16 protein-coding genes, 1 tRNA gene and 1 pseudogene are annotated in these 21,960 nt (G+C 53.4%); 12 read left to right on the top strand and 6 right to left on the bottom strand.

From position 1 onward, the window contains the following. The first annotated feature begins 200 nt into the window (after window positions 1-200). The 10 genes and pseudogenes from tssF to ACCW71_RS03735 all read left to right on the top strand — a co-directional run bounded on the left by tssF (window position 201) and on the right by ACCW71_RS03735 (window position 13,111). On the top strand, window positions 201-1,970 hold the full coding sequence (tssF, locus tag ACCW71_RS03690) for a type VI secretion system baseplate subunit TssF (protein ID WP_436369738.1): 1,770 nt from the start codon (window positions 201-203) through the stop codon (window positions 1,968-1,970). Continuing rightward, a complete protein-coding gene (gene tssG, locus ACCW71_RS03695; protein ID WP_436369739.1) occupies window positions 1,934-3,064 on the top strand; it encodes a type VI secretion system baseplate subunit TssG in 1,131 nt (376 codons plus the stop codon). The genes tssF and tssG overlap by 37 nt, the downstream gene beginning before the upstream one ends. After that, window positions 3,052-3,576: a type VI secretion system lipoprotein TssJ gene (gene tssJ, locus ACCW71_RS03700; RefSeq protein WP_436369740.1), complete on the top strand. Its 525-nt coding sequence runs from the start codon at window positions 3,052-3,054 to the stop codon at window positions 3,574-3,576. Before tssG ends, tssJ begins: the two co-directional genes overlap by 13 nt. 4 nt (window positions 3,577-3,580) lie before the next feature. Then, on the top strand, window positions 3,581-6,133 hold the full coding sequence (locus ACCW71_RS03705) for a type VI secretion system Vgr family protein (protein ID WP_436369741.1): 2,553 nt from the start codon (window positions 3,581-3,583) through the stop codon (window positions 6,131-6,133). Next, a complete protein-coding gene (locus ACCW71_RS03710) occupies window positions 6,130-7,683 on the top strand; it encodes a hypothetical protein (RefSeq protein ID WP_436369742.1) in 1,554 nt (517 codons plus the stop codon). The genes ACCW71_RS03705 and ACCW71_RS03710 overlap by 4 nt, the downstream gene beginning before the upstream one ends. Continuing rightward, window positions 7,680-8,816 (top strand): Imm72 family immunity protein, encoded by a 1,137-nt coding sequence (locus ACCW71_RS03715; protein WP_436369743.1) that lies wholly within the window; start codon window positions 7,680-7,682, stop codon window positions 8,814-8,816. Before ACCW71_RS03710 ends, ACCW71_RS03715 begins: the two co-directional genes overlap by 4 nt. An 11-nt stretch (window positions 8,817-8,827) precedes the next feature. Next, window positions 8,828-9,039: pseudogene (locus ACCW71_RS03720) on the top strand (contractile injection system protein, VgrG/Pvc8 family); the annotation flags it as partial. A gap of 365 nt (window positions 9,040-9,404) precedes the next feature. Next, the gene (locus tag ACCW71_RS03725) at window positions 9,405-10,808 is read left to right on the top strand and encodes an MBOAT family O-acyltransferase (RefSeq protein WP_436369744.1); all 1,404 of its coding nucleotides are present in this window, start codon (window positions 9,405-9,407) and stop codon (window positions 10,806-10,808) included. After that, complete coding sequence (locus ACCW71_RS03730) at window positions 10,795-11,931, top strand: SGNH/GDSL hydrolase family protein (protein ID WP_436369745.1); 1,137 nt, start codon at window positions 10,795-10,797, stop codon at window positions 11,929-11,931. Before ACCW71_RS03725 ends, ACCW71_RS03730 begins: the two co-directional genes overlap by 14 nt. 121 nt (window positions 11,932-12,052) lie before the next feature. Further along, window positions 12,053-13,111, top strand: coding sequence for a GDSL-type esterase/lipase family protein (locus tag ACCW71_RS03735; protein WP_436369746.1), 1,059 nt, complete (start codon window positions 12,053-12,055; stop codon window positions 13,109-13,111). A gap of 545 nt (window positions 13,112-13,656) precedes the next feature. Here the strand turns inward: ACCW71_RS03735 and ACCW71_RS03740 are convergent. The 6 genes from ACCW71_RS03740 to ACCW71_RS03765 form a co-directional block, all read right to left on the bottom strand. Beyond that, window positions 13,657-13,731, bottom strand: a tRNA-Arg gene (locus tag ACCW71_RS03740). A 302-nt stretch (window positions 13,732-14,033) separates the two neighbouring features. Then, complete coding sequence (locus ACCW71_RS03745) at window positions 14,034-15,110, bottom strand: hypothetical protein (RefSeq protein ID WP_436369747.1); 1,077 nt, start codon at window positions 15,108-15,110, stop codon at window positions 14,034-14,036. After that, a complete protein-coding gene (locus ACCW71_RS03750; protein WP_436369748.1) occupies window positions 15,095-17,533 on the bottom strand; it encodes a fimbria/pilus outer membrane usher protein in 2,439 nt (812 codons plus the stop codon). Before ACCW71_RS03750 ends, ACCW71_RS03745 begins: the two co-directional genes overlap by 16 nt. Next, window positions 17,533-18,240: a fimbrial biogenesis chaperone gene (locus ACCW71_RS03755; RefSeq protein ID WP_436369749.1), complete on the bottom strand. Its 708-nt coding sequence runs from the start codon at window positions 18,238-18,240 to the stop codon at window positions 17,533-17,535. The genes ACCW71_RS03750 and ACCW71_RS03755 overlap by 1 nt, the downstream gene beginning before the upstream one ends. A gap of 53 nt (window positions 18,241-18,293) precedes the next feature. Beyond that, the gene (locus ACCW71_RS03760) at window positions 18,294-18,893 is read right to left on the bottom strand and encodes a fimbrial protein (protein WP_436369750.1); all 600 of its coding nucleotides are present in this window, start codon (window positions 18,891-18,893) and stop codon (window positions 18,294-18,296) included. A gap of 602 nt (window positions 18,894-19,495) precedes the next feature. Beyond that, window positions 19,496-20,431: a formate/nitrite transporter family protein gene (locus tag ACCW71_RS03765; protein WP_436369751.1), complete on the bottom strand. Its 936-nt coding sequence runs from the start codon at window positions 20,429-20,431 to the stop codon at window positions 19,496-19,498. 242 nt (window positions 20,432-20,673) lie between these two features. Between ACCW71_RS03765 and ccmA the strand changes: the two genes are divergently transcribed. Together ccmA and ccmB are read left to right on the top strand one after the other, a co-directional pair. Then, window positions 20,674-21,291, top strand: a complete 618-nt coding sequence (gene ccmA, locus ACCW71_RS03770; protein WP_436369752.1) for a cytochrome c biogenesis heme-transporting ATPase CcmA — start codon at window positions 20,674-20,676, stop codon at window positions 21,289-21,291. Next, on the top strand, window positions 21,291-21,950 hold the full coding sequence (gene ccmB / locus ACCW71_RS03775; protein WP_436369753.1) for a heme exporter protein CcmB: 660 nt from the start codon (window positions 21,291-21,293) through the stop codon (window positions 21,948-21,950). Before ccmA ends, ccmB begins: the two co-directional genes overlap by 1 nt. Window positions 21,951-21,960: the final 10 nt, after the last annotated feature.

Here is a 21,960-nt window from a genome sequence, read left to right on the forward strand (position 1 = left end):
GACGTGAGGCTGAATTCCCGGCCTGTTGTGTGAAGTCCAGGTCCACCGCCTGAATCATTTACGCATGAAAGCGGGTCGCAGCAACCCCGTTAAAGCCCTTCTGATGCCACTGACTTGCGGGCCCGGCAGTCCTCGACTCTGTACGTGCCATGGTGCTCTTTGGCTAATTTTCTCTTTAATCATTTTCAGGAATTTTGTGCATGGATGATTTAACCCTGCGCTATTACGAAGCAGAGATGCGCTACCTGCGTGAGGCGGGTAAAGAGTTTGCCCGTGCCCACCCGGATCGGGCAGCGATGCTTAATCTGGATAAACCTGGCGCCCGCGATCCTTATGTAGAACGCCTGTTTGAAGGTTTTGCCTTCCTGATGGGCCGTCTGCGTGAAAAGCTGGATGATGACCTGCCGGAACTGACCGAAGGGCTGGTGAGTCTGCTGTGGCCGCACTATATGCGGACTATTCCGTCGCTGGCCATCGTTGAGTTTTCACCTGACTGGCGTAGTCTGCGTCAGGCCGAAATGCTGGCTGAAGGTTTCTCCGTTCTGTCACGTCCTGTTGGGCCGCATAAAACCGCCTGTCAGTACCGCACCACCCGCGATGTTCCACTGCAACCACTCCACCTTGCTGATGTACGCCTGCACACCGAAACCGATGGCCGCTCGGCGATCCGCCTGCGCTTCGAATGCCCCGAAAAAGTGGACTGGAGTAAGGCCGGAATCGACAAAGTCGCCATTTTCCTTAACGCAGAGAGCCCGATCAGTTCCGCGCTGCATCTGGCAATGACTCGTCGTCTACATGCTATCTATGCCCGCCATGCCGGGACGCATACCGAACGTCATCAGTTTAATGGCTGGTGTAAACCCATGGGCTTTGATGACAATGATGGTTTGTGGAAGAAAGCGGATACCGCCTTCAGTGGTTATCAGCTGCTGCTGGAATATTTCAGCTTCCGTCCAAAGTTTATGTTTGTTGAACTGCGTGGGCTTGACACTATCGGGCTCACTGCAAGCAGCACCTGGTTTGAAATCGACCTTGTACTCAGTGAAGCATGGCCTTCCGATCTGCCTTTCGAGACAGAAAACTTCCGTCTGCACTGTGCGCCGGTTATCAATCTCTTTGCCCTGGAAGCCGATCCGCTGACGCTTAACCCGCTGGATAACGAATACCTGCTCAGGCCGTTGCGTCTTCAGGATGGCCACACCGAGATTTACAGTGTCGATAATATTCATGGTGCAGTGAAGAATGGCAAACATCCCTATGTGCCGTTCACCAGCTTCCGGCACCGGGGCGGTATGATGCGGCACGATGCCCCTGAGCGTTATTTCCATACTCGCGTAAAACGCGGTCCTTCTGGTCTGTATGACACCTGGTTAATTCTCGGTGGCCGTTCGTTCGAGCTGGAGCAGCTGTCCGAAAAACCGGAATCCCTCTCGATGCGAATAACCGGTACAAATGGCCAGCTTCCACGTAAGGCACTGGAAAGTACCCTGCTGGACAGGGTGGTCAAAGCGGGCAAAGTGCCCGTCAGAGTTCTGAATGTTTCCGCGCCGACGATGCCACTTTATCCCCCGGCAAACGACCGTTTCCACTGGCGGGTGATGAGTCACCTCGGCTCAAACTTCCTCAGCATGATGGACAATCCTGAGGTCCTGCGGGGAACGCTGGCGCTCTATGACTGGACCGACGATGAAATGAATCGCCGCAGACTTGAAGCGATAGTCGCCGTGAAGCACACCCTAATCCGCCGTTTTGAGAAAGGCTTTATGCTCCGGGGCGTGGATATTGAGGTCACGCTGAATATGGATAATTTTGCAGGCGAGGGTGATGTAAATCTTTTCGGCGAGATGCTGCACCGATTTTTCGCGCTCTATGCCGATATTCACCTCTTTAACCAACTTACGCTGGTACTGCAACCGACAGGGAAACGATTGAGATGGCGCGAGAATCACAGCCAGCACGTACCGGGCTGACGTTAGCCCTTAACAGAGACATCTGGCGGGCCAATTTTTATCGTTTCTGCCAGCTGCTGGAACAGGAAAATCCGGCCGCGCCAAAGCTGGGTACCACCAGTCACCCGGGCAATGACCCGGTACGCTTCCGGCCCTGGCCTGGCATGGGGTTCCCGGTCAGTACCCTTAAAGCGGTTGAGACCGATGAAGACCACCCGACATTGCCCCCAACGGTTCGCACGACATTTCTGGGGGTTTATGGCGTGGATTCTCCTCTGCCTTCGTCCTACCTGGATGATATTGCACAGCGCCGTGAAGGGCATGAGGCGGTTACTTCGTTTCTGGATATTTTCAGCCACCGCATCACGACGCAGTATTACCGGATCTGGCGAAAATACGCCTATCCCGCCACCTTTGAGGCGGGAGGGCGCGATGCCACATCACAGTGTCTACTGGGGCTGGTCGGACTCGGTATACCGGGTACAGCTGAGCAAGTGGCAACGCCGGTTTCGCGCTTCCTGGCCTTGCTGGGTACTATGCGCCTCCCCACCCGTAATGCAGAAGGCATTCGGGCCCTGGTGAGCCTGTTAGCCCCGCATACCCGAGTCATCATCACCGAACCCGATCCGGTTAAGGTCCATATTCAGAGCCGCAGTGGTCTGGGTAATGGAAATCGTGTTCATCTTTCGCAGCGCGCCACACTGGGTAAAACGGCAAAAGAGGCATGCAGCCGGGTACTGGTGACACTGGAAACGGATGACCCGGATGAAGCCGTGGGCTGGTTGCCCGGTGGTTTACTCCATACCGATTTGCTGGCCCTGATGCGCGTCTATCTCGGTTACCGTAGTGATGCCCGACTACGCCTCACGGTGCCTGTGCGGTTGTTGCCTGAACCCCGTCTTGGCAAAAGCCGGCGTATACAACTGGGCCGTACCGGTTTACTGGGTCTGAAAGCAGGCAAACTCAGCAATAATCGTGAGAGCCTGACCGTCAGCCTGGGTTGCTTTAAAGGGTTGCAATGTTCGGTGTTACCCCCCGCTGAAGACGGACATTATCGCTTCGACTCATCACGCACTCCCTCTCTCAATAAAGGAACTTTTGAATGGCAACAGTAAGCCGCTGGTGGACGCTGACGCTTATTGCCTGTGGCCTGCTCGCAGGCTGCGGCCTGACGCAGACCGTCAAAGACGGTGCGGTCAGCATCACGAAATCCATCTTCTACAAAAAAATTAAAACGCTGCATCTGGATTTTACTCCGCGTACGGCCATTAACGCTGATAGCGCGCAGATCCCGCTGGCGACGATGGTGCGGGTTTATCAGCTCAGGGATCGTAAAGCGGTTGAAGCCGCCGATTACCAGACGCTGCTGCGCAATGCCGATACTGCGCTTAAGGACGACATACTGGCGTCAAAATCGCTGCTGGTGATGCCCGGCGGCAGCGTGACCCTCAATATGCCTATGGATGAATATGCTCAGTTCGTGGCCGTGGTGGGGCTGTTTAACCGGCCGGATCAGAAGGAGAATCGCTGGCGACTGGTGCTGACCCGTGACGACCTGGACCCGGACAAACCCCGCACGATTGAGCTGGGTGACGGCTGGCTCAGCCCTGTGCCGGTAAAGGAGTGACGTGATGGATAACTGGTCAGCGCTTTTTGACGGACAGACCCGCTACGTTCTGGATATCAGTGACAGTGCGGTAAGGCCGGATGTGCTGCGTTTTCGCGGCAGGGAGGCCCTCAGCGAGCCGTTCAGCTGGGACATCGAGTTCACCTGCCGGCAGGCGGACATTCCCCCGGAACAGGTGCTGATGAAGCATGCCTCTTTCAGGATGCGTAGCGGCAAAAATGTCCACGGCGTGGTGACCGGTCTGGAATGGCTGTCCACCTCCCGGGACCAGTCACACTACCGGCTCACACTCAGCTCCCGCCTGGCGCTGCTGGGATACACCCGGCAGTGCGCCGTGTTTCAGCATCAGTCCGTCCCGGAGGTGGTGGAGCAGGTGCTGCGTAAACACGGGCTGGAGGGCGCGGATTTTGAGTTCCGGCTGGAGCACACCTACCCGCCGCGTGAACTGATTACCCAGTGGCGGGAAACGGATTTGCAGTTTATCCGGCGCATTCTGTCTGAGACGGGGATTTACTGGCGCACGGAGATGGACGACGTGCGCGGTCTGGATACGTACATCCTGGCCGACAGCCAGCTTAACTACCGGTTTGATGTGTGCCTGCCGTACCGCGAGCCGTCGGGTCTGTTTGACGGGGCGGCAGAATCGGTCTGGGGAGTGCGGACCTGGCACAGCGTGGCCACCGGCACCGTCGCCACGCGGGATTACAACTACCGGACTGCGACCATGCCGATGGATGCGACGGTCAGCGTGCGCAGTGATGCGGTCACCACCGGGGAGCATTACCGCTACGCGGCGCCTTATCGTGACGCGGGTGACGACACCAGCCCGGAGCCGGAAACCGAATCCGGCGCGTTTTATGCCCGGCTTCATCACGAGCGGGAACTCAGCCGGTCGGCCCGGATTCATCTTTTCAGCAATGCTGCACACCTCACGCCCGGACAGGTGCTGGAGCCGCAGGGTGATGTCATCGCGGCCCTGAAAGAGGGCATCATCCTGACCCTGGTGACCTTCCGGGGCGCCCGGGACTCCCGTCTGCACGTGTCAGTCCGGGGCCAGCCTTACACCGAGCGTTACTGCTTCCGTCCGGTAGAGATCCCTCGCCCGGTCATCCCAGGTACGATTCCGGCCCGGATCGAAAGTCGCGAAAAGAACGACATTTACGCTCACCTGGACGGGCAGGGGCGCTATCGGGTGAAGCCGGACTTCGACCGGGAGGGGACGGAAGCCGGTTACGGCTACCTGTGGCTGCGGATGGCGAAGCCGTATGCCGGTGAAGCGCCGGGCTGGCATACGCCGCTCACCGACGGGACCGAAGTGGCGATTGCGTACAGCAATGGTGATATTGACCTGCCGTACATCGCGTATGCGCTGCACGACTCAGAACACCCGGACCACGTTACGCGCGACAACCACACCCGCAACGTGCTGCGCACCCCGGCGAACAACAAGCTGCGGATGGAAGACAGGCGTGGTGAGGAGCACATCAAACTCGCCACGGAGTACGGCAAAACGCAGCTCAGCAGCGGGCACCTGGTGGACAGCAAGGGGCAACTTCGCGGTAAGGGCACAGAGCTGCGCACCGATGAGTGGGGAACCCTGAGAGCAGGGAAGGGACTGTTTGTCGCTGCGGATGCCCAGGCGAAAGCGCAGGGTGATGCTCTGGACAGGGATGCCGCGCTGAAGGAAATCGACAGGCTCAATCAGCAACTGCAACAGCTGGAAATGGCGGCAGAACAGGCGCAGGCGCTGAAGGGGGATGTCGACAGCCAGATACAGATGTTTGAGCAGCGGCTGAAACCGCTCAATGAAACGTTGCTTTTCTCGGCGCCGGAAGGGATGGCCATGACCAGCGGGGAGCACCTTCAGATGACCGCGACGAAAAACGTCGCGGTCAGTGCAGGAGGGGACACCAGCATTGGCGCCATGGGCAATATGACCGCCCTGGCCGGGGAAAAGCTCGGGCTGTTTGCCCGGACCGGGCAGCTGAGCCTGAAGGCCAGCGAAGGGCCGGTGGAAGTGCAGGCGCAGAACGCCAGTATGCGGCTGTCTGCACAGAAGAAGCTGACGCTGAGCTCGGCGGGTGATATTTCCTTTGCCGGGAAGAGGCGCATCACGCTGATCGGCGGCGGAAGCTATCTGCGGCTTGAGGCCGGGAAGGTGGAGTACGGTACGACGGCATCTTATTTACGTAAAGTGAAGAAAACGATGGCGGCGGGGGCTGCGTCACAGCAGCCGGAAATGCCCTGGCTTGCCGACCCGGTTAAATCCTCTGCCAGTGCGCTGATGCAGTATCTGTATCACGACGATGTCCCAGTAGTGGGCGCGCCTTTCAAAGCGACTCTCGCTGATGACACTGTCCGGGAAGGTAACCTTGACGGTGCGGGATATCTGCATCTGGAAGACGTCCCACCGGGGAGTGTGCAGGTGGAGTTCGGGCCGGATACCCGGAATTATTTACGTAAAAATAAGACAGATAATCAGTCGTTTGTTGGGCCATCTCTCAGCGAGACAGACATTGACTCACTGATAGCGAAACACAGCGGAGGTGTAGAATGAGTGGGGTGAGCGTTGCCTGGTTTAAGGAAACCAGCCTGGAAACCGGACAGTGGATCTGGGGTACGCTTCAGGGGGCATTTAATGAAAAACAGACCATCGGGCAGATCATCGTTGATGCGGCGATCGGCATGATCCCGCTGGTCGGCGATGTGACGGCAGTGCGCGATTTAATTGCGGTTTCCATCGGGCTGGCAAAAGAACCAAAGAAACGGGAAAGCGTGGCTGAGTGGGTGTTTCTGGTGATCCTGCTGTTTGCGCTGATCCCGGTGATTGGCGGCGTGATAAAAGGCGTCGGACGTCTGGCCCTACGTGTGACAACAAAAGTGGCAGAGAATGTGGAAACGCTTGCCGAGGTTATCAGGTTTCTGAACCGCGTCGGCGAAGGTGATGCGGTGAAGTGGCTGAACAAATTGAACGTGGTTGAGTACCAGGCGCAGCTTGTTGAGAAAATGAGTGATTTTTGCAACACGATGATCACCGCCATCAATCAGATCCTGAAGGCCCGTGTGGGACGAATGCTGCCGGAGAAGTGGCAGGCGGATTTAATCCGGGTGCGGGATGGCTTCGTGGCGCTGCAGCCGCTGGCGTCGAAAATGATCCCGCAGGCGCTGAAAGAGCTGGATGCAAAACTACGGGTGTTGCAGGCGCAGGTGTACAGGGGCGAAATACATAAGATAACGACGGGAATGGGGCGGGTTGAAATCCGGCGTGAGGCAGAGGCGTATCTAATCGAGCGTTCGCTGCGGGAGGCGCCGAAGCAGGGAACGCGGTTTCCGAGTATACATGCGGAGGAATTTCACCAAGCTAGACTCCGGCGTAAATATTCGAAGGTGGGGTATCCGGATATTGTTAGCTGGAAAGGAGAAAACCCGGCATTCGCTAAAGGACAACAGGTCTTTACCGATATAGCTTCTTTCAGCGGTGAAATTACTGCCAAGAGCGCACGGGAGATGGCGGGCAGTACGATTTTTCGAGCCTTTGGCAATGAAACCACATTGGCAACAAATCCCGGCGGCTCTCGAGCGGCCGGGGGATTCTGGGGTTACCAGAAAGTCCCGGGCAGTGCGGAAGAGTGGCGGCAGTTATCGGCGGTGCTGGATGAATGGAACGGCAACGGTTTTCTGGTGGTGCTGCATCTGCCGGAGGACCTGTCCACCCGCATGCCCGGTACTAATGCCTGGCATGGCAAAATTGCCGAACAGTTCGGGAACGATATTCCCGCCCAATATCTTCAGGGGGGCGGTGAGCAGGTAATTATTAACCTGGACGAGATGCTGAAAAAAGAGCTGAACCGTATCGGGGAGCAGGTGAAAGCGACCGGGCAGCCTGCCAGCACTGAAATTAATGGCGTGAAGGCTGAATTTTATCCCACTCACTGGAAAGATGTTGAGGGGGTTCATGGCTATACCCGACCGGAGGGAATTGAACCGCCCTATGCCACCTATACCCGCGAACTGCATGATGATGAACTGCGCGGCAAGGTGGTGGACAGAACGATAATTAATGCCTCCCGGATTGAGCGGCAGACCACTACAGGAGGTGAAAAATGATGACTCTTGAAAAGAAATACCCGATGAGCGATGAGCAGGTCAGGCGCAAGCTGTTCTGGTTGCTACAGCGGCTGAGCAGCTACAGCCTATGGTTGCGCAAACGAGATGCCTGGGCGTGTTTTACTCAAAAATTTGAAGCGGCGCTGAAAACCTGGCCAGAGGAGATAACGAAAGGTTTTCATCCGAAGGTGATTGTCTGGGCATACGATGCCCTGCGTCTCTATGATGAAGGGCTACCGGAACTGGCCGTGGGAAACCGGCAGGTATGGCAAATGAACACGGGTGAGTTCGATCAGCTTTTTCGGCCGGTTAGTTTAATAAGAACTTACTTTTACTGGCCCTGTCATGATGAACGAGGCGGGCAACGGGAGCCCTATCCGCCAGCAATTGAAAATATTAATAAGTGGCGGGTGGCGGCAGAATACCGGGGCGATAATTTATTATATCCGCCACATAATAATGTCTGTAATTTTTTTGATGCAGCGACTTTACTGGAACCAGATAACTATATTTACAATTTAACCCGGCTGGCCTATCCGGTATTCCCTGAGAATCTGCCTCCAGTGCCTGAACGCAGCGATATCATTATTAAAACCGATGACCCGGTGCCATGTGATGGAGTCTGGGAGCCGGTCAGAATTATGTACAACCATAAATTGCTGGTGATAAAAAACGGCATCAGCGGTTTTAAAAACCTCGGTGCCTATAACTATTTTATTCGTGGGATGAATGCCCCCCGACAGGTTTATTACGACGTATTGATGGAAAGTGACACAGAAATGCTTATCACCGATGATCCCATTCGCTACCGCGATGTACACTGGCGACTGGTCTGGGAAGATACACGCTACTGCGACGGTAGTATCCCGGATGAGTCAGAGTATTTTCTGGATGATGAGCCGGGTGAGCGTATTACCTGCCGGAGTGGTGAACAATGCCCTTGCTCAGGACAATGGTCCACGCTGGCCGGAGGACACCAGCAATTTATTAATGTACAGGCAGGAGCACTGATGCCGGAAGCGACAAAATATCAGAGCGATATGTATGCACCTGAAATAAAGCTCCCCGCGACATGGAGTCTGTTACGCCGGGATGATGGCGGCAATGTTTTTATCAAAACAGAGAAAGAGTAAATAAATTTGGGCTGGAAGGTCCTGATTTTGAATTCAGACTGGAGCGCACCTACCCGTAGCGTGAGCTGATCACCCAGTGGCGGGAAACAGATTTGCAGTTTATCCGGCGCATTCTGTCTGAGGCGGGCATTTACTGGCGCACGGGGATGGATTATACCCGAGAAATGGACAGGCCGACAGCCAGCTGAACTACCGGTTTAATGTGCAGTTGACCTATAACGAGCGTTATTGTTTCCGCCCGACAGAAGTAATGTGTCCGAATATACCGAACATGCCTTCCGGCCGGGAGAAGAGCGACACATACTCTCATCTGGATGAGCAGAGGGTTATGAGATGAAGCCGGACTTCGACCGGGAATCATGGCCTGCTGCCGACAGGCATTTTTACCGGGGGAGCAGCCGTGCGTTCTTAATATGAATATGCCGCAGCGTGACGAGCAGAAACCGGGGAGTCTTTTACCTCGGTATTAAAAAGACGGCAGGGAGTCGGCTGATATATAGCGTCACCTGCCACTACAGGAAAAGCCGTTCTGGCAACCAGCTGTTCAAAATAATCAGCCTGTTAATAGAAAGCGAAAGGAATTCGTTTATGGCAATGTTGTTTACATTTGAATTTTTAATTGGTTTTGTGGTGTTTTTTGTTGCGTACTGGCTGTTGGTCCCCTGGATTAAAATTCAGAATATCGCCTTGCTGCTGGCGGGATATTTTTTTGTCGGCCTGATGGGGCTTTACCCCTTAATGGTCTTACTCTCCTGGAGCCTCTGCGTCTGTTTACTGTTGACGCTTGCCAGCCATCATAAATATCGTGATAAAACCGGGATGGTGCTGGGCATAATGCTGGCCACCTATTTTATCGTCTTTAAATACTTTATGCCGGTCAGCGACTGGCTGCTGACTTTATTTCAGGCGCACGGGCTCAATATCCCGCCACCGGCCATCACGATTTTGCTGCCACTCGGGCTGTCGTTTTATCTGTTCAGCTCGGTAAGCCTGGTGTTATCGGTGGCGCGCGGAGAGATAGCGCACCCTGGCGTCATTAATACGCTGCTGTATATCAGCTTTATTCCTACGCTGATAGCGGGGCCGATCAACCGGGCCGGCAAGCTTATTCCACAGTTCAGCGGACAGATGCGGACGGTGCTGGAATATAAGCGTGCGCTGTGTCTGATTACGCTGGCGCTGATCAAACTTTTTCTGCTCAGCAGCTGGCTCAACGATCGTTTTGCTGACCCGGTTTTTACTTATCCAGAAGGGCAAAACGGCTGGGATACTCTGCTGGCGGTTTATGGCTGGGCATGGAATATCTATTTTAACTTCTCGGGATATACCAACCTGGTCACCGGCATCGCGCTTTTGCTGGGCTTTCGGATTTCGCCAAACTTCGCTCATCCCTATCAGGCCGCCTCACTCAAGGAATTCTGGCGCGACTGGCATATCAGCCTCTCTGAATTTATCCGTGATTATCTTTATTTCCCGCTTGGCGGTAACCGAAAAGGTTTCACCCGCACCCAGGTGAATGTGATGGTGGCGATGGTGATGTCCGGGATCTGGCACGGAGCTGGGCTGACCTTTCTGGTGTGGGGAGCGCTGCACGGAGCCGGGCTGGTTATCTATAACTTTTGGCAGAGGTGGGGCGTGAAACGCTTAGGCTGGCAGTTGCCTGATCCCCTTGCCCGGCTGCTGACCTTTCATTTCGTCTGCCTGGCGTGGATCTTTTTTGCCGCAGCCAGTTGCGGCGATGCGGCCGTTATCCTCGCGAATATCGCACATAGCTTCCAGACTGCCCCCTCTTCTGAACAGGCCTGGGCGCTGTGCGCCTTTACCGGCGTGATTCTGGTCTATCCCGAGCTGGTCAGACTAAGCACAGAGGGCGAACGGGTGCTGTGCAGCCTGAGAAGCTATGCGCTGCCGCTGGTTATTGTGCCGCTGCTGGCACTGGCGTTTTTCTTTGCACCATCAGGCTTACCGGGGTTTATCTATGCCGCATTTTGATTACGCTGACACCATTGAGAAAATGCTGCGGGTGACCGCTATTGTGCTGGTATGCGCCAGCGGCTTGATCTGGCTGAATCAGCATTCGCTGAATCAGTACTGGGCCGTGCACTTCCACCGCGAAAGTCCGTGGCGCTCGCTGGTTTCTCCTCTGTGGAAGCAGGGCGCGTCGATTATGCGTGCGGCAGAATCGGCCAAAACAACCTTTATCGATTACCGGGAACAGGATCCCGCGAAAATCCTCACACCGTTGCCTGAAGCGGTCGAAACCACAGAGGCTGCAACCCCGCCAGAGCAGATCACGCCCGCCGTCGCCGATGAGACAGTGGCGCTGCCAGGGCCACAAAATGAACGGCAGCTCAGCAAATGGCTGCTTACCCGCACTCCGAACTCTACCTTGCCGTCTGGCGAGGATGAGCCTTCCGTCGTCAGCCGCGCTTTATATGATCCCCAGGGTAAGGCGGTGCTGGGGGCGGGCAAAAAAGTGCTGATGATTGGCGACTCGATGATGGAGGGCGTTGCGCCGAGGGTACTCAGCCAGCTGCAAAAAGATCGCGGCATCGCCGGACTTAACCTCAGCAGACGTAACACCGGGCTCGCTTATCCGGGCTATTTCAACTGGCCTGAAACCACCCGTAAAGCGCTGGAAAACGATCCTGACATTGGTCTGCTGGTCGTCTTTCTGGGACCTAACGATCCCTGGAGTATGCCTGACGGGCCCGGGAAGCCCTACCTGAAATTTAAGAGCGAAGCCTGGGAGAATGAGTATCGGAACCGGATCAGAAGCATCCTGGCTCTGGCGCAGCAGCACACGATACCGGTTATCTGGCTACTGCCGCCAAATATGCGTTCTGACAAGCTCAGTCAGAGCATGGCCTGGCTGAACAGACTCTACAGCGCAGAGGTGAAAACCGCGGGCGGGATCGTGCTCAGCGTGAATGAGGTGTTTGGCTATAAAGATGAGGTCTATTCCCCTGTGGCGCTTATCGACGGTAAAACCACCTCCCTGCGTGCCCCGGATGGGACGCATTATTCCCTGGCAGGGCAGAAACTGATTGCGCAGGCAATTCTGGAAAATATCGCTATTGAACAATCTCAGAGTGACAATATTAATGAAGAATAGACGCACCTTTCTGGCTGCTATATCTGTCGGGCTGGCAATGACTGCCACACTGACATCCTGCAAGGAAACGGCTGAGCCGCCCATAAAAGTTAAGACGGAAAAACCGCTCAGCACCGGGCAATTGCTGAACTATGACGCTCGCGGCACCGCAAGGCTGGCGCAAAAACTGCGCAACAGTGCGTCTGAACTGACGCATATTGTGGTGATTGGCGATTCGCACACCGCGGCCGACTTTCTCTCCGGGCAGATAAGGAGCCAGTTACAGAGCCAGTATGGTAACGGCGGTGCGGGGTTTATCAGCCCGCTGGCGGTCCGCGGCAATCGTTACAGTAACGTCCGGTTCAGTAAAGCGAGCGGCTGGAAAGCAGAAAACAGCCGGCGCAGTCAAAACAGCGCCTTTACGCTGGGCGGCAACATTGCGACTCCGGTTTTATCCAATAATCGCATCCGTATTTCGCTGACGGATGGCGAAAGGTTTTCCCGGATACAGGCGCTCTATCGTACCCGGGGAAATGGCCGCCTCTCTCTGCAAAACCAGAGTGTTGCGCTGGCAGATACTCAGGGAGAGTGGCGACTGTCAGACCCGGCAACCGTTCCCGCGTCGTTTTCAGTCTCGGCAACAGGAAAAGAGGTCCAGCTGGGCGGCTTCTGGCTGACCGCGCCGCAACGTAAAGGCGTGATCGTCAGCGCGCTGGGTATCAACGGCGCGCAGATTTCGATGGCGGATAAATGGCCCGCCGACTGGGCTGGTGTACTGCGTCAGCTGCATCCTGATCTGGTTATTCTGGCCTATGGCACCAACGAATCTTTCGATACTGACCTCTCGCTTGATACCTACCGTCAGACGCTGCGTCGGCAGATAAGAAAAATTGCCCATTCATCGCCTGAAGCAACCATTTTGCTGATTGGGCCGGGGAGCAGTATCAAAAGCCGATCGGGTCGTGACTGTGCCCAGCGCCAGTCCGCTGTGCTGGAACCGATTATCGGGGTACAGAAAGAGGTGGCACAGAGCGAAAGTGTCCTGTTCTGGAACTGGTTCGATTTTATGGGCGGAGCCTGCTCCATCGAACAGTGGGCCAGGCGGGGGCTGGCTCGTCCTGATCTTATTCATCTGAGTGCCGAGGGCTACCAGCAGAGCGCCAGCGGACTCTGGCGGGCGCTGTCCGGCCAGCTGTTCTGACTCAATGATTTTATATTCATACAGTTTGCAGAAGGGACTTAATATCCTTCACGGACCCTTTCGATAGCGTATAACAACGCCCGTTGTGAAAATCTCTTTCTTTGTTGGTATGAGTAAATCCGACTGAATTCTTTTCTCGGAAGCCATAAGTTAACTATCTATTTAGCGAGCCGGTAACCCAATGACTCTTTATGCTATTAAGCCGAAGTTTCAAGATTAACGAGGCCGTTTAATACGTCCAGGGTGCTACTGGCTAACGATTGTCCGGCAGGACAGTTTAAGGATGCATTCTCCGTAAAAAAACAGCATAACATCTATCTTAGGCTTTTTTCGATTCTTAGGAAATAACGCCTCACGATCTCCTCTGTTGCCAGTCTGAGTATGCCGGAAGGTCTTTGAATCTGAATAACGCGATCAGGCTGAAGTACTGACGAGGGCGAGCTATTTGAAATAAATCGGTAAACCCTGAGAGGTCATCAATGGGAGGTAAGCGTTTGAAGTTAAGTATTGAACCCGACTTTAAAACACGCAGGCAGGCTAAGATCTGGTGTCCCCTGCAGGAATCGAACCTGCAACTAGCCCTTAGGAGGGGCTCGTTATATCCATTTAACTAAGAGGACAGCGGCGCGCAGTATAGCGCAAACTGGCGTAGAGATTCACTAGATCACCGTGCGATTGCTCATTCCATCAGCAATCCCGCTTTTGCACGCTTCTGAGAGGACGTTTTCGTTTTCATTGACCCCCGTTTCCTGACGGCTCACTGCGGTAAAAAACACCGCGTCATTTACAGTGAGTATGCCGGTGAGTAACGTACAGAGCGTTAAAGCGACATCCCGCCGTTGATCCTGCCTGCACGTTTTATCGGCAGGCAGGTCAGCGTACCCGCAACAGCGCAGGACTCCCTGTACTGGGACAGGATCTCTTACTCATACTCCATATAGATAATAATGGTGCCAACCACCGTGCCGGAGGAAGCGGTCGCCTTATCAAAGATTTTGTATCTGGCACCTATATCAATAGAGGTCAGCGATGAAACCAGATCTTTGCCAGATGTCATCGATGCCAGTGACGTGGATGCGGTGTCATAGCCGCTACTGAATTTTAACGGATCAGAAAGATCGTTAAACAGCTGGAAGCCAATCCCTTTCGAGGTGGAGGCGGAGTTTCGGATAATGTAGTTAGTCGCATCAGCAATATCGTTACTGTAGGCTCTGAGATTGAACGTTTTTGTCGCTTTGCTATTCACGCTGCCGCTACAGGAAACCGGAATGCTGAAATGCGTATCGGAATAGTTACCTGATTTAATCGTATAGAGAGTGGTTGAAGGCAGCGTAAACTGCTGATTCTGAATGCTGCATGTGGTACTGACCGGCACAAAAGCAACATTAAACGACGCAAATCCCTTGAGATCGGTATAGGACATACCGGCTGCCGCGCTTTTTTTTGAAATCAGTCCCCGAAGTGCGGCGGGGGTTGAGTAAGTATTGCTGCCATTCGATGAGATAAAATACAACACCGGAATTTCGGCCGTACCGGTGGTGACCGCGGCGTCATAAGCTGTCCCTTCTACCACTTCCGCATTAAGGGTTATATCGGTATTAAATTCTGACGCGGGGTAGTCCGTGGTGATAAAGGCGCTGAAATTTTTGCTGGCCAGCGGGATCGTGGCAGTAAATTTTATGAAAGTATTTACGTCGCCCGTGGTAAATCTGACGGTATATCCACCCTCAATACCGTTACGGTAATAGAGTGTTTCACCGCCGGTGGCGCATTGTAATTTAAACCCGGAAAAGTTGGTGTTACTGGTGACTGAATAGTTATTCGTCAGTGACAGCATACTGGCCAGTTCAACATCATTGATAGATGAGGTTGCAACCGCGCCTCCATTAGCTGCTATATTCCAGCCATTACAGTATGCCAGTGCCTGATTAATCGTACCGATCAATAACCCGATAACCATCGTCACTGCTGTTAACAGATTGATTATAAACTTTTGCATATATTTACTCCGGTTAAAACGGCATTTTTGATAACGCAGGACTGCTGCTTATCGGTACGGGCCAGAATATAGTCTGGCAGTACATCGGCTCTGACATAAATCAACCCGCCCTGAGCCACATAGCCTAATTCAGTGCCTTTGCGGTCAAACAGAGAGGCACCAAATGCCAGCGGCGTACCATCTGCGTTACTGGCCTGTAAGGAGAAGGTTTTACGGGTATCGGTCACATATTTGATATAAGAGATACTGCCTTTCCAGGGCGCGATTTTTTTAATATTCCCCTCGATGTCACTGGCTGAATCAGCAGTGAGATAAAAGGTGTTTTTACGCCACGGGGTAGCGAAGGGCACCAGCGCTTTACCGCTGCTATTGGTAGAAATGGTCGCGTTGCCATTTACCTTTGCGCCTGCGACGCCCGGCGCATCGATAATAACAAAGTGATTGCCGGTCTGCGGCGACGTCAGTAATCCATGCTGCGACAACAGTATGGTTCCTGAAGCCCCGGCACCATACTGCGTATAATGTTCGCCCTGTGTCAGGTTTCCGGTAAACGTTGACCAGGGTGAAGCATACGAGAAATAGCCGCTGGATGAAGCACCATCACGGTTTCTGTTATTCACCAGCAGGTTATATCTTAAAGCCTCGGATACTCTCTCATTCCAGCCCAGGGAGGCGCTGGTCTGGCTTCCCTCAACACTGGAAGAGGCGCTGACCGTACCATTGTGACCAAACACGCTCCACGGAATGCTTAGCGTTAAATTGGCGTACTCTTCTTCGCGATAGATCGCTTTGCTGCGATTCTCTTCATACATCTCAGCATTGGTATAGATTCTTTTTCCTGCATTCACTGACCAGGCTATTTGATTGTAAGTATTGCTCCATCCGACACTAAACTGACGGGAGACTTTATTGGTATTCCAGTAACTCACCGCATAGAGGCCCGCGTTGACACTGCCATAACCAGCTGGCAGGCGTTGATCAATGGCCAGATTCAGACTGCTCTTTTCCCGCGCACGATACCCGATCCGATCGCTGATAAACTCAGCGGCAGAATCAGCCTCACTTAGCGTCGTAAAATTTTTATCGCTGTAAGAAGCGGCTACCGTCACTGATGTGCGGGTTTGAAAATGTTTATTCAGCGCAACTTTGGCTTTGCCGCCCTGCTGCTTCTCCCCGGCCGGATTGGCCTGCGTATATTGATAGCTGGTGGTCAGGGTCCCGAGCCAGGGAACAAGAACACTGCCGCCGAGCAGCCCGGACTGATATTTCCCGGCTGCGATCCCACCGGTAACCATTGTCAGATAATTACTGATGCCCTGGGTGTATTCAGCCTGAACAAAATCCCCATCTTTAAACAGGGAATCGCTTTTAAACTGGCCCGCATAGAGCGCCCAGTCGGTTGAGCCGCTTCTGAGCAAGCTGCCAGAAGATGAATAAGGAATAATCGTGGTGGTTTTGCTGCCATCAGCATTCTCAATCACCAGTGTAAGATCGGAACGGGAACCGGTCGGCATCAGATCCGCAAACTCAAAAGGGCCTGCCGGGACACTTTGCTGAAAAACGACCCGGTTATCCTGCAACACCTTCACAGTGGCGTTAGTCTGCGCCACACCGCGGATAACCGGCATGTAGGTGCGATAGCTGTCAGGCAGCATAGCCAGATCTTTGGTCAGGCTGACGCCGCGAAATTTTACGCTGTCGAACCAGGGCGAACTGGTGTAGTTATCGCCTGCTGTTACCGTTGAACTTATCGCGGGCAGCGATTTTTCAAGATACCGCGAACGGTTCATCCAGCGTGAACTGGCCTCATTACGGTAGTAATAGGTGTTGTCACGCAGATGCCAGTCGGCAACGTTAAACCCGCTGCTCAATGTCAGATAAAGGTTAGACTGATTGTTATTATCGTTGTAAGTACCACCGGAATAGATCGCGTTGTAAGTGGTAAATAATCCGGTAATGCCCTTATCCCACTGCTCTGGCGGCATCCAGTTGCGGTCGTGAGCAATGATACGCGCCTGTGGCACCGTGATCTCCAGCTGGAAAATATCCTGGCGAAATTTTAGCCCTTTATCCGTGACAAGCTCTTCCAGGTTAACCCAATCCTCAAGCAGAGGCGCCAGCTGTTTTTTTGGTACAGGGGTATCAGTTTTAATATCCAGCGTGCTGAGATCTTTTCTCAGAATGAAGTAACGACCTTTTCCTTCAACCCGCAGCTGATGATTACCTTTCCACTCTTTATTAACGTAAATATCCACATTGTAGATACCTGAAGAGATGCCGTTTTTCTCCTCAGACCAGGACTGATTTGATGCGCTACCGAGCATAAATCCCTGATTAAATTCTTCATCGGCGTGGCTGCGGGCACAGGCAGCAACACCAATACAAATTAGCGTTGTCTTTAAAAGAGTCAGTTTGGTTTTCATCAGCGGTTAATATCAATCGTTCGTAATGTTCCAAAATCATCAATCAATGTCAGGTAAACCTGTCCCGGCGTGGATAAGCCCGCGGTTTTACCTACCGAAGCACAGCTAAAGGGTGCAGCCAGCACTGTCTTTTGCAGCAGATTATCTTTTTTGCTGCCGTTCCTGACTTTGCTCAACCCGGCAACGGTGACGTAATAAGGCGAGGCGTTTTTGATGCAGAGCCCATTATTGTCATCAGCCAGTTTCAGGTAAGACTGCCATTTATCCTGAGCAACGCTCAGATTTGCCGGACGGTAAAAAACTTTGACACGATTTCGGATAGCGAACTGAATATAACTGCCGCTTTTGTCTTTAGGGTTAGGGGGGATGTCGATAAAATTCAGCCAGAACAGGCTTTCACGATCTTTTGGCAACGAGGCGGCCAGATCGTTTTTAACCACGGTCAGGATCTGACCATCATTGGCACCGATGCGAACCACGGAAGGTACCACGGCCAGTGCCAGCCGGAGATTTTCAGGTTTCTCATCAGGATTGCCATTGTCTATCCATGACTGAACGAGGTGAGCCTCGGCGGATTTATTGACGAGCTGTACATTGACGCTTTTCTTTTCACCGTCATAAATAACACGGGTATTATTCATTACCACGCTGGCGCTTGCGCCGAACGAAAGAATGCACAGCAATGTGCCTAAAGAAACGACTTTCATTTACAGTCCTCATTTTAGACATCCTTGTCTGAGTCAGCTATCCCGGTTTTTAATTAATCGTAATTGAAGGTATAAGTGGCGGTTGTCACCACTGAACCCGCTTTCACTGCTGAGCCGCCGTAGTTGTAATAGTTGGCGTAGTAGTTAATGACGCCAGTTGGTGCGGTGTCATAATTGGTTCCGTCACTTGAGGTGGTTTTCAGACCGGTATCAAGTGCAGAATTCAGCGCAATCAGCTGGCTGCCATCTTTAGTGATGCCAATGCCCACACCGTCTGAGGTGCCGGTGCTGTTTTTCAGGTAGGTGTTGTCATCTGATACGTTACCGCCTGAGAAGGTGATTTGCAGCGTTTGCGCCGCAGCACTGGTTTTGGTAAAGCCTGAGCAACCGTCTACGTTCAGCGAGAACTGCTTAGCGTTAGTGCTGATTACGCCAACGGCGGTACCCATATCGCTGCTGGTTACCGGGTTTAAATCCACGGAAAAATCGCTTCCGCTATTGGTGGTGACATTACAGGTTGCATCGGTGACCGCACCGTAAAAGGTGATGGTGCCACCGCCCACGTCAGAGGTCGTTGAGGTGGCGAAAGCGACCTGGCAGGTCATTAACAGGGCAATACCTGCGGTGATGCTATTGAGCGCTAATTTTTTCATTTTTATAATCCTATTTTGAGTCAGCTTAATGTTTGTGATTGCTGCGTTAATTAAGTTGCTCTTGACGTGATGACACAGGATTAATTACCCGGTCCTGGTTTACTGCTAATTAACAGGAGTATGTTGACGCCACAATAATCAGTATTCTTTTATTCAAGTTTAATCAGGTTATGCCGTTAATATAGCGTGTGATTAAACAAGTTCTGGAATCCGGGGTTGCATTGTGGTGTCAGGAATTAATTGCTCCTGTCACTGGCAAATGTAACAAAAAAACAGCATGGGTAATATATATCGCAGTGGATATATATATTTTCAAATGGCATTGAGCGTTACCCGCAGGGATTCCCTCTGTGAATAATAATGTTATATTAATAACATTATTATTACATTGGTTGTCATATGCAGGGTATTTGAACGTATATTTACATCTGGAGCGCTTAATTTACGTTCAGGACGGGCTAAACGTAAATAACAATAGCTCTCATTGCATCATTATTCCTTTGCTGAAGAAATGACCAATGAAAGTTTTTGCTTAAAGAGGGGGGAGGTGCAGCGTGCAGCGCAGATAAATCTGCACTGCACGCTGTTTAAACGGGACTCAGCTATTCAGCGCCTTCCTGCTCTTCACGCTGACGGCGCTTCTCCTGTTTTTTCTTATCTGCCTTCGCTTTGGCTACAGCGGCTTCGCTCATGTCATTGCGGATCTGCGCATGGCTGATCAGGGCAAAAATCAGGGTGCCGCCGGTGATATTGCCGAGCAGGGTCGGCAGGGCGAACGGCCAGAAGAATTCATGCCAGCTGATGCTGCCATTAAATACCAGATAAAGCACTTCCACCGATCCCACCACAATGTGCGCCAGATCGCCCAGCGCAACCAGCCAGGTCATCATCACGATAACAACCAGCTTCGCCCCGCCAGCAGAGGGGAACATCCAGACCATGGTGGCGATAATCCAGCCGGAAATCACCGCGTTGGCAAACATTTCTCCCGGCGTATTTTCCATGACTTTCAGGCTGATTTCAGTAAAGGCCTGGCGGGTGGCATCATCAAAAATGGGCATTTCAGTGAATGCCAGCGCGCCCAGCGCGGTACCTATCAGGTTGCCCAGCAGCACAATGCCCCACAGACGTAACAGCAGTGCGCCATTACTCCAGGTGGGTTTGTGCATTACCGGTAATACGGCTGTTACGGTGTTCTCCGTAAACAGCTGCTGACGCGCCATAATGACGATTACGAAACCAAAGGTGTAGCCGAGGTTTTCAAACAGGAAAGCACCCGGTACGCCATCCAGATGGACCTTGAAAATACCCTTTGCCATCAGCGAGGCGCTCATAGAGAGGCCAGCGGCAATCGCTGACCAGAGCAGCGCCATACCGTCACGCTCCAGCTCTTTTTCACCATCCTGACGGATCTCTTCATGAATGGCGGCAGCGCGTGAGGGTAACGCCTCTTCATCTACCTCAATCTCTGTGCCTTCTTCTTTTTCATCGCTCTCAACATCATTCGGACCCTGCTCATTATCTGATGAAGGCTTCATATTTTCTCCTGGTGATAGTGCTGTGGCGTAATAAGCGTAGCTGCTTTTTTTTGGCCGAGAATGTAACGGCCAATGCGAATAAGCGTAACAACGTTTTACGTACCTGCATTTTTATTCTGACAGAGGGCGATATCGCACAAATAACCCCCTGACGATCTGGCTGAAAGGGCGCACAGACTTCGGCCCACAGCAACATTATGGTAATATTCCGGCCACTTTCAGGCTGGTGCGATCCCCCCTTCATGTTGGAAATCATTACGCTCTCTTGTATTCGCGATGAACGCTCACTGTTTCAGCAGCTCTCATTTCGCGTCTCCGCAGGCGACATTGTGCAGATTGAAGGTCCGAATGGGGCCGGTAAGACTTCGCTGTTGCGCCTGCTGGCGGGATTAAGCCGTCCTGAACAGGGGGAAATACGCTGGCAGCAGCAGCCCATTCAGCAGCAGCGGGAAACCTGGCACCAGGCGATGCTCTATCTGGGTCATCAGCCCGGCGTTAAGTCGGTGCTCTCTGCACTGGAAAACCTGCGCTTCTTCCATCCCGATTGCAGCGACGCACTGATCTTTACGGCGCTGGAAGAAGTTGATCTGACGGGCGACGAAGAGGTGCCGGTCGCCCAGTTGTCAGCAGGGCAGCAGCGTCGGGTGGCGCTGGCGCGTTTGTGGCTGAGTAAAGCCCGCTTATGGATTCTGGATGAGCCGCTGACCGCCATTGATAAGGCGGGCGTTGAAAAATTAATGATGAAGTTTACTCAGCATGCCGATAACGGAGGCGCGGTGATCCTGACAACGCACCAGGATTTGCCCGCTCACGCCTCGCGCGTCCGTCAGATCCGCCTCGGCGATATGGAGAAAAACTGATGCTGGTTCGCCTGATTCAGCGTGAATTGCGCATCACCTTTCGTGGCGGCGCCGACTGGGTGAACCCGCTGTGGTTCTTCCTGATTGTGATCACCCTGTTTCCGCTGGGCATCGGACCCGATCCTCAACAGCTGGCACGCATTGCGCCCGGCGTCACCTGGGTGGCTGCGCTGCTGGCTTCGCTGCTGGCGCTTGAACGCCTGTTTCGTGACGACTTCAGCGACGGTTCACTGGAGCAACTGCTGCTGATGCCGACGCCGCTGCCGGTCACGGTGATGGGCAAAGTGGTGGCGCACTGGCTGGTGACGGGCGTGCCGCTGATTATTCTGTCGCCGCTGGCAGCGCTGCTGCTGTCGCTGGATGGTAAAGGCTGGTGGGCAATGGCGTTAACCCTGCTGCTCGGCACGCCAACCCTGAGCTTTCTGGGGGCGATTGGGGTAGGGCTGACGGTGGGCTTACGGCGCGGTGGGGTCCTGCTTAGCCTGCTGGTGCTGCCGCTGGCGATTCCGGTCCTGATCTTTGCCAGTGCGGCGATGGAGGCGGCCAGTCAGGGTCTGCCGATTGGCGGCTACCTGGCCATTCTCGGCGCGCTGCTGGTGGGCAGCGCAACGCTCTCGCCTTTTGCGACGGCGGCGGCGCTACGGATTACGTTGCAATGATTGCCGGTAG

It is taken from the genome of Pantoea sp. C2G6 (genome assembly GCF_051336815.1).
In the GTDB taxonomy this organism is placed as follows: domain Bacteria; phylum Pseudomonadota; class Gammaproteobacteria; order Enterobacterales; family Enterobacteriaceae; genus Pantoea.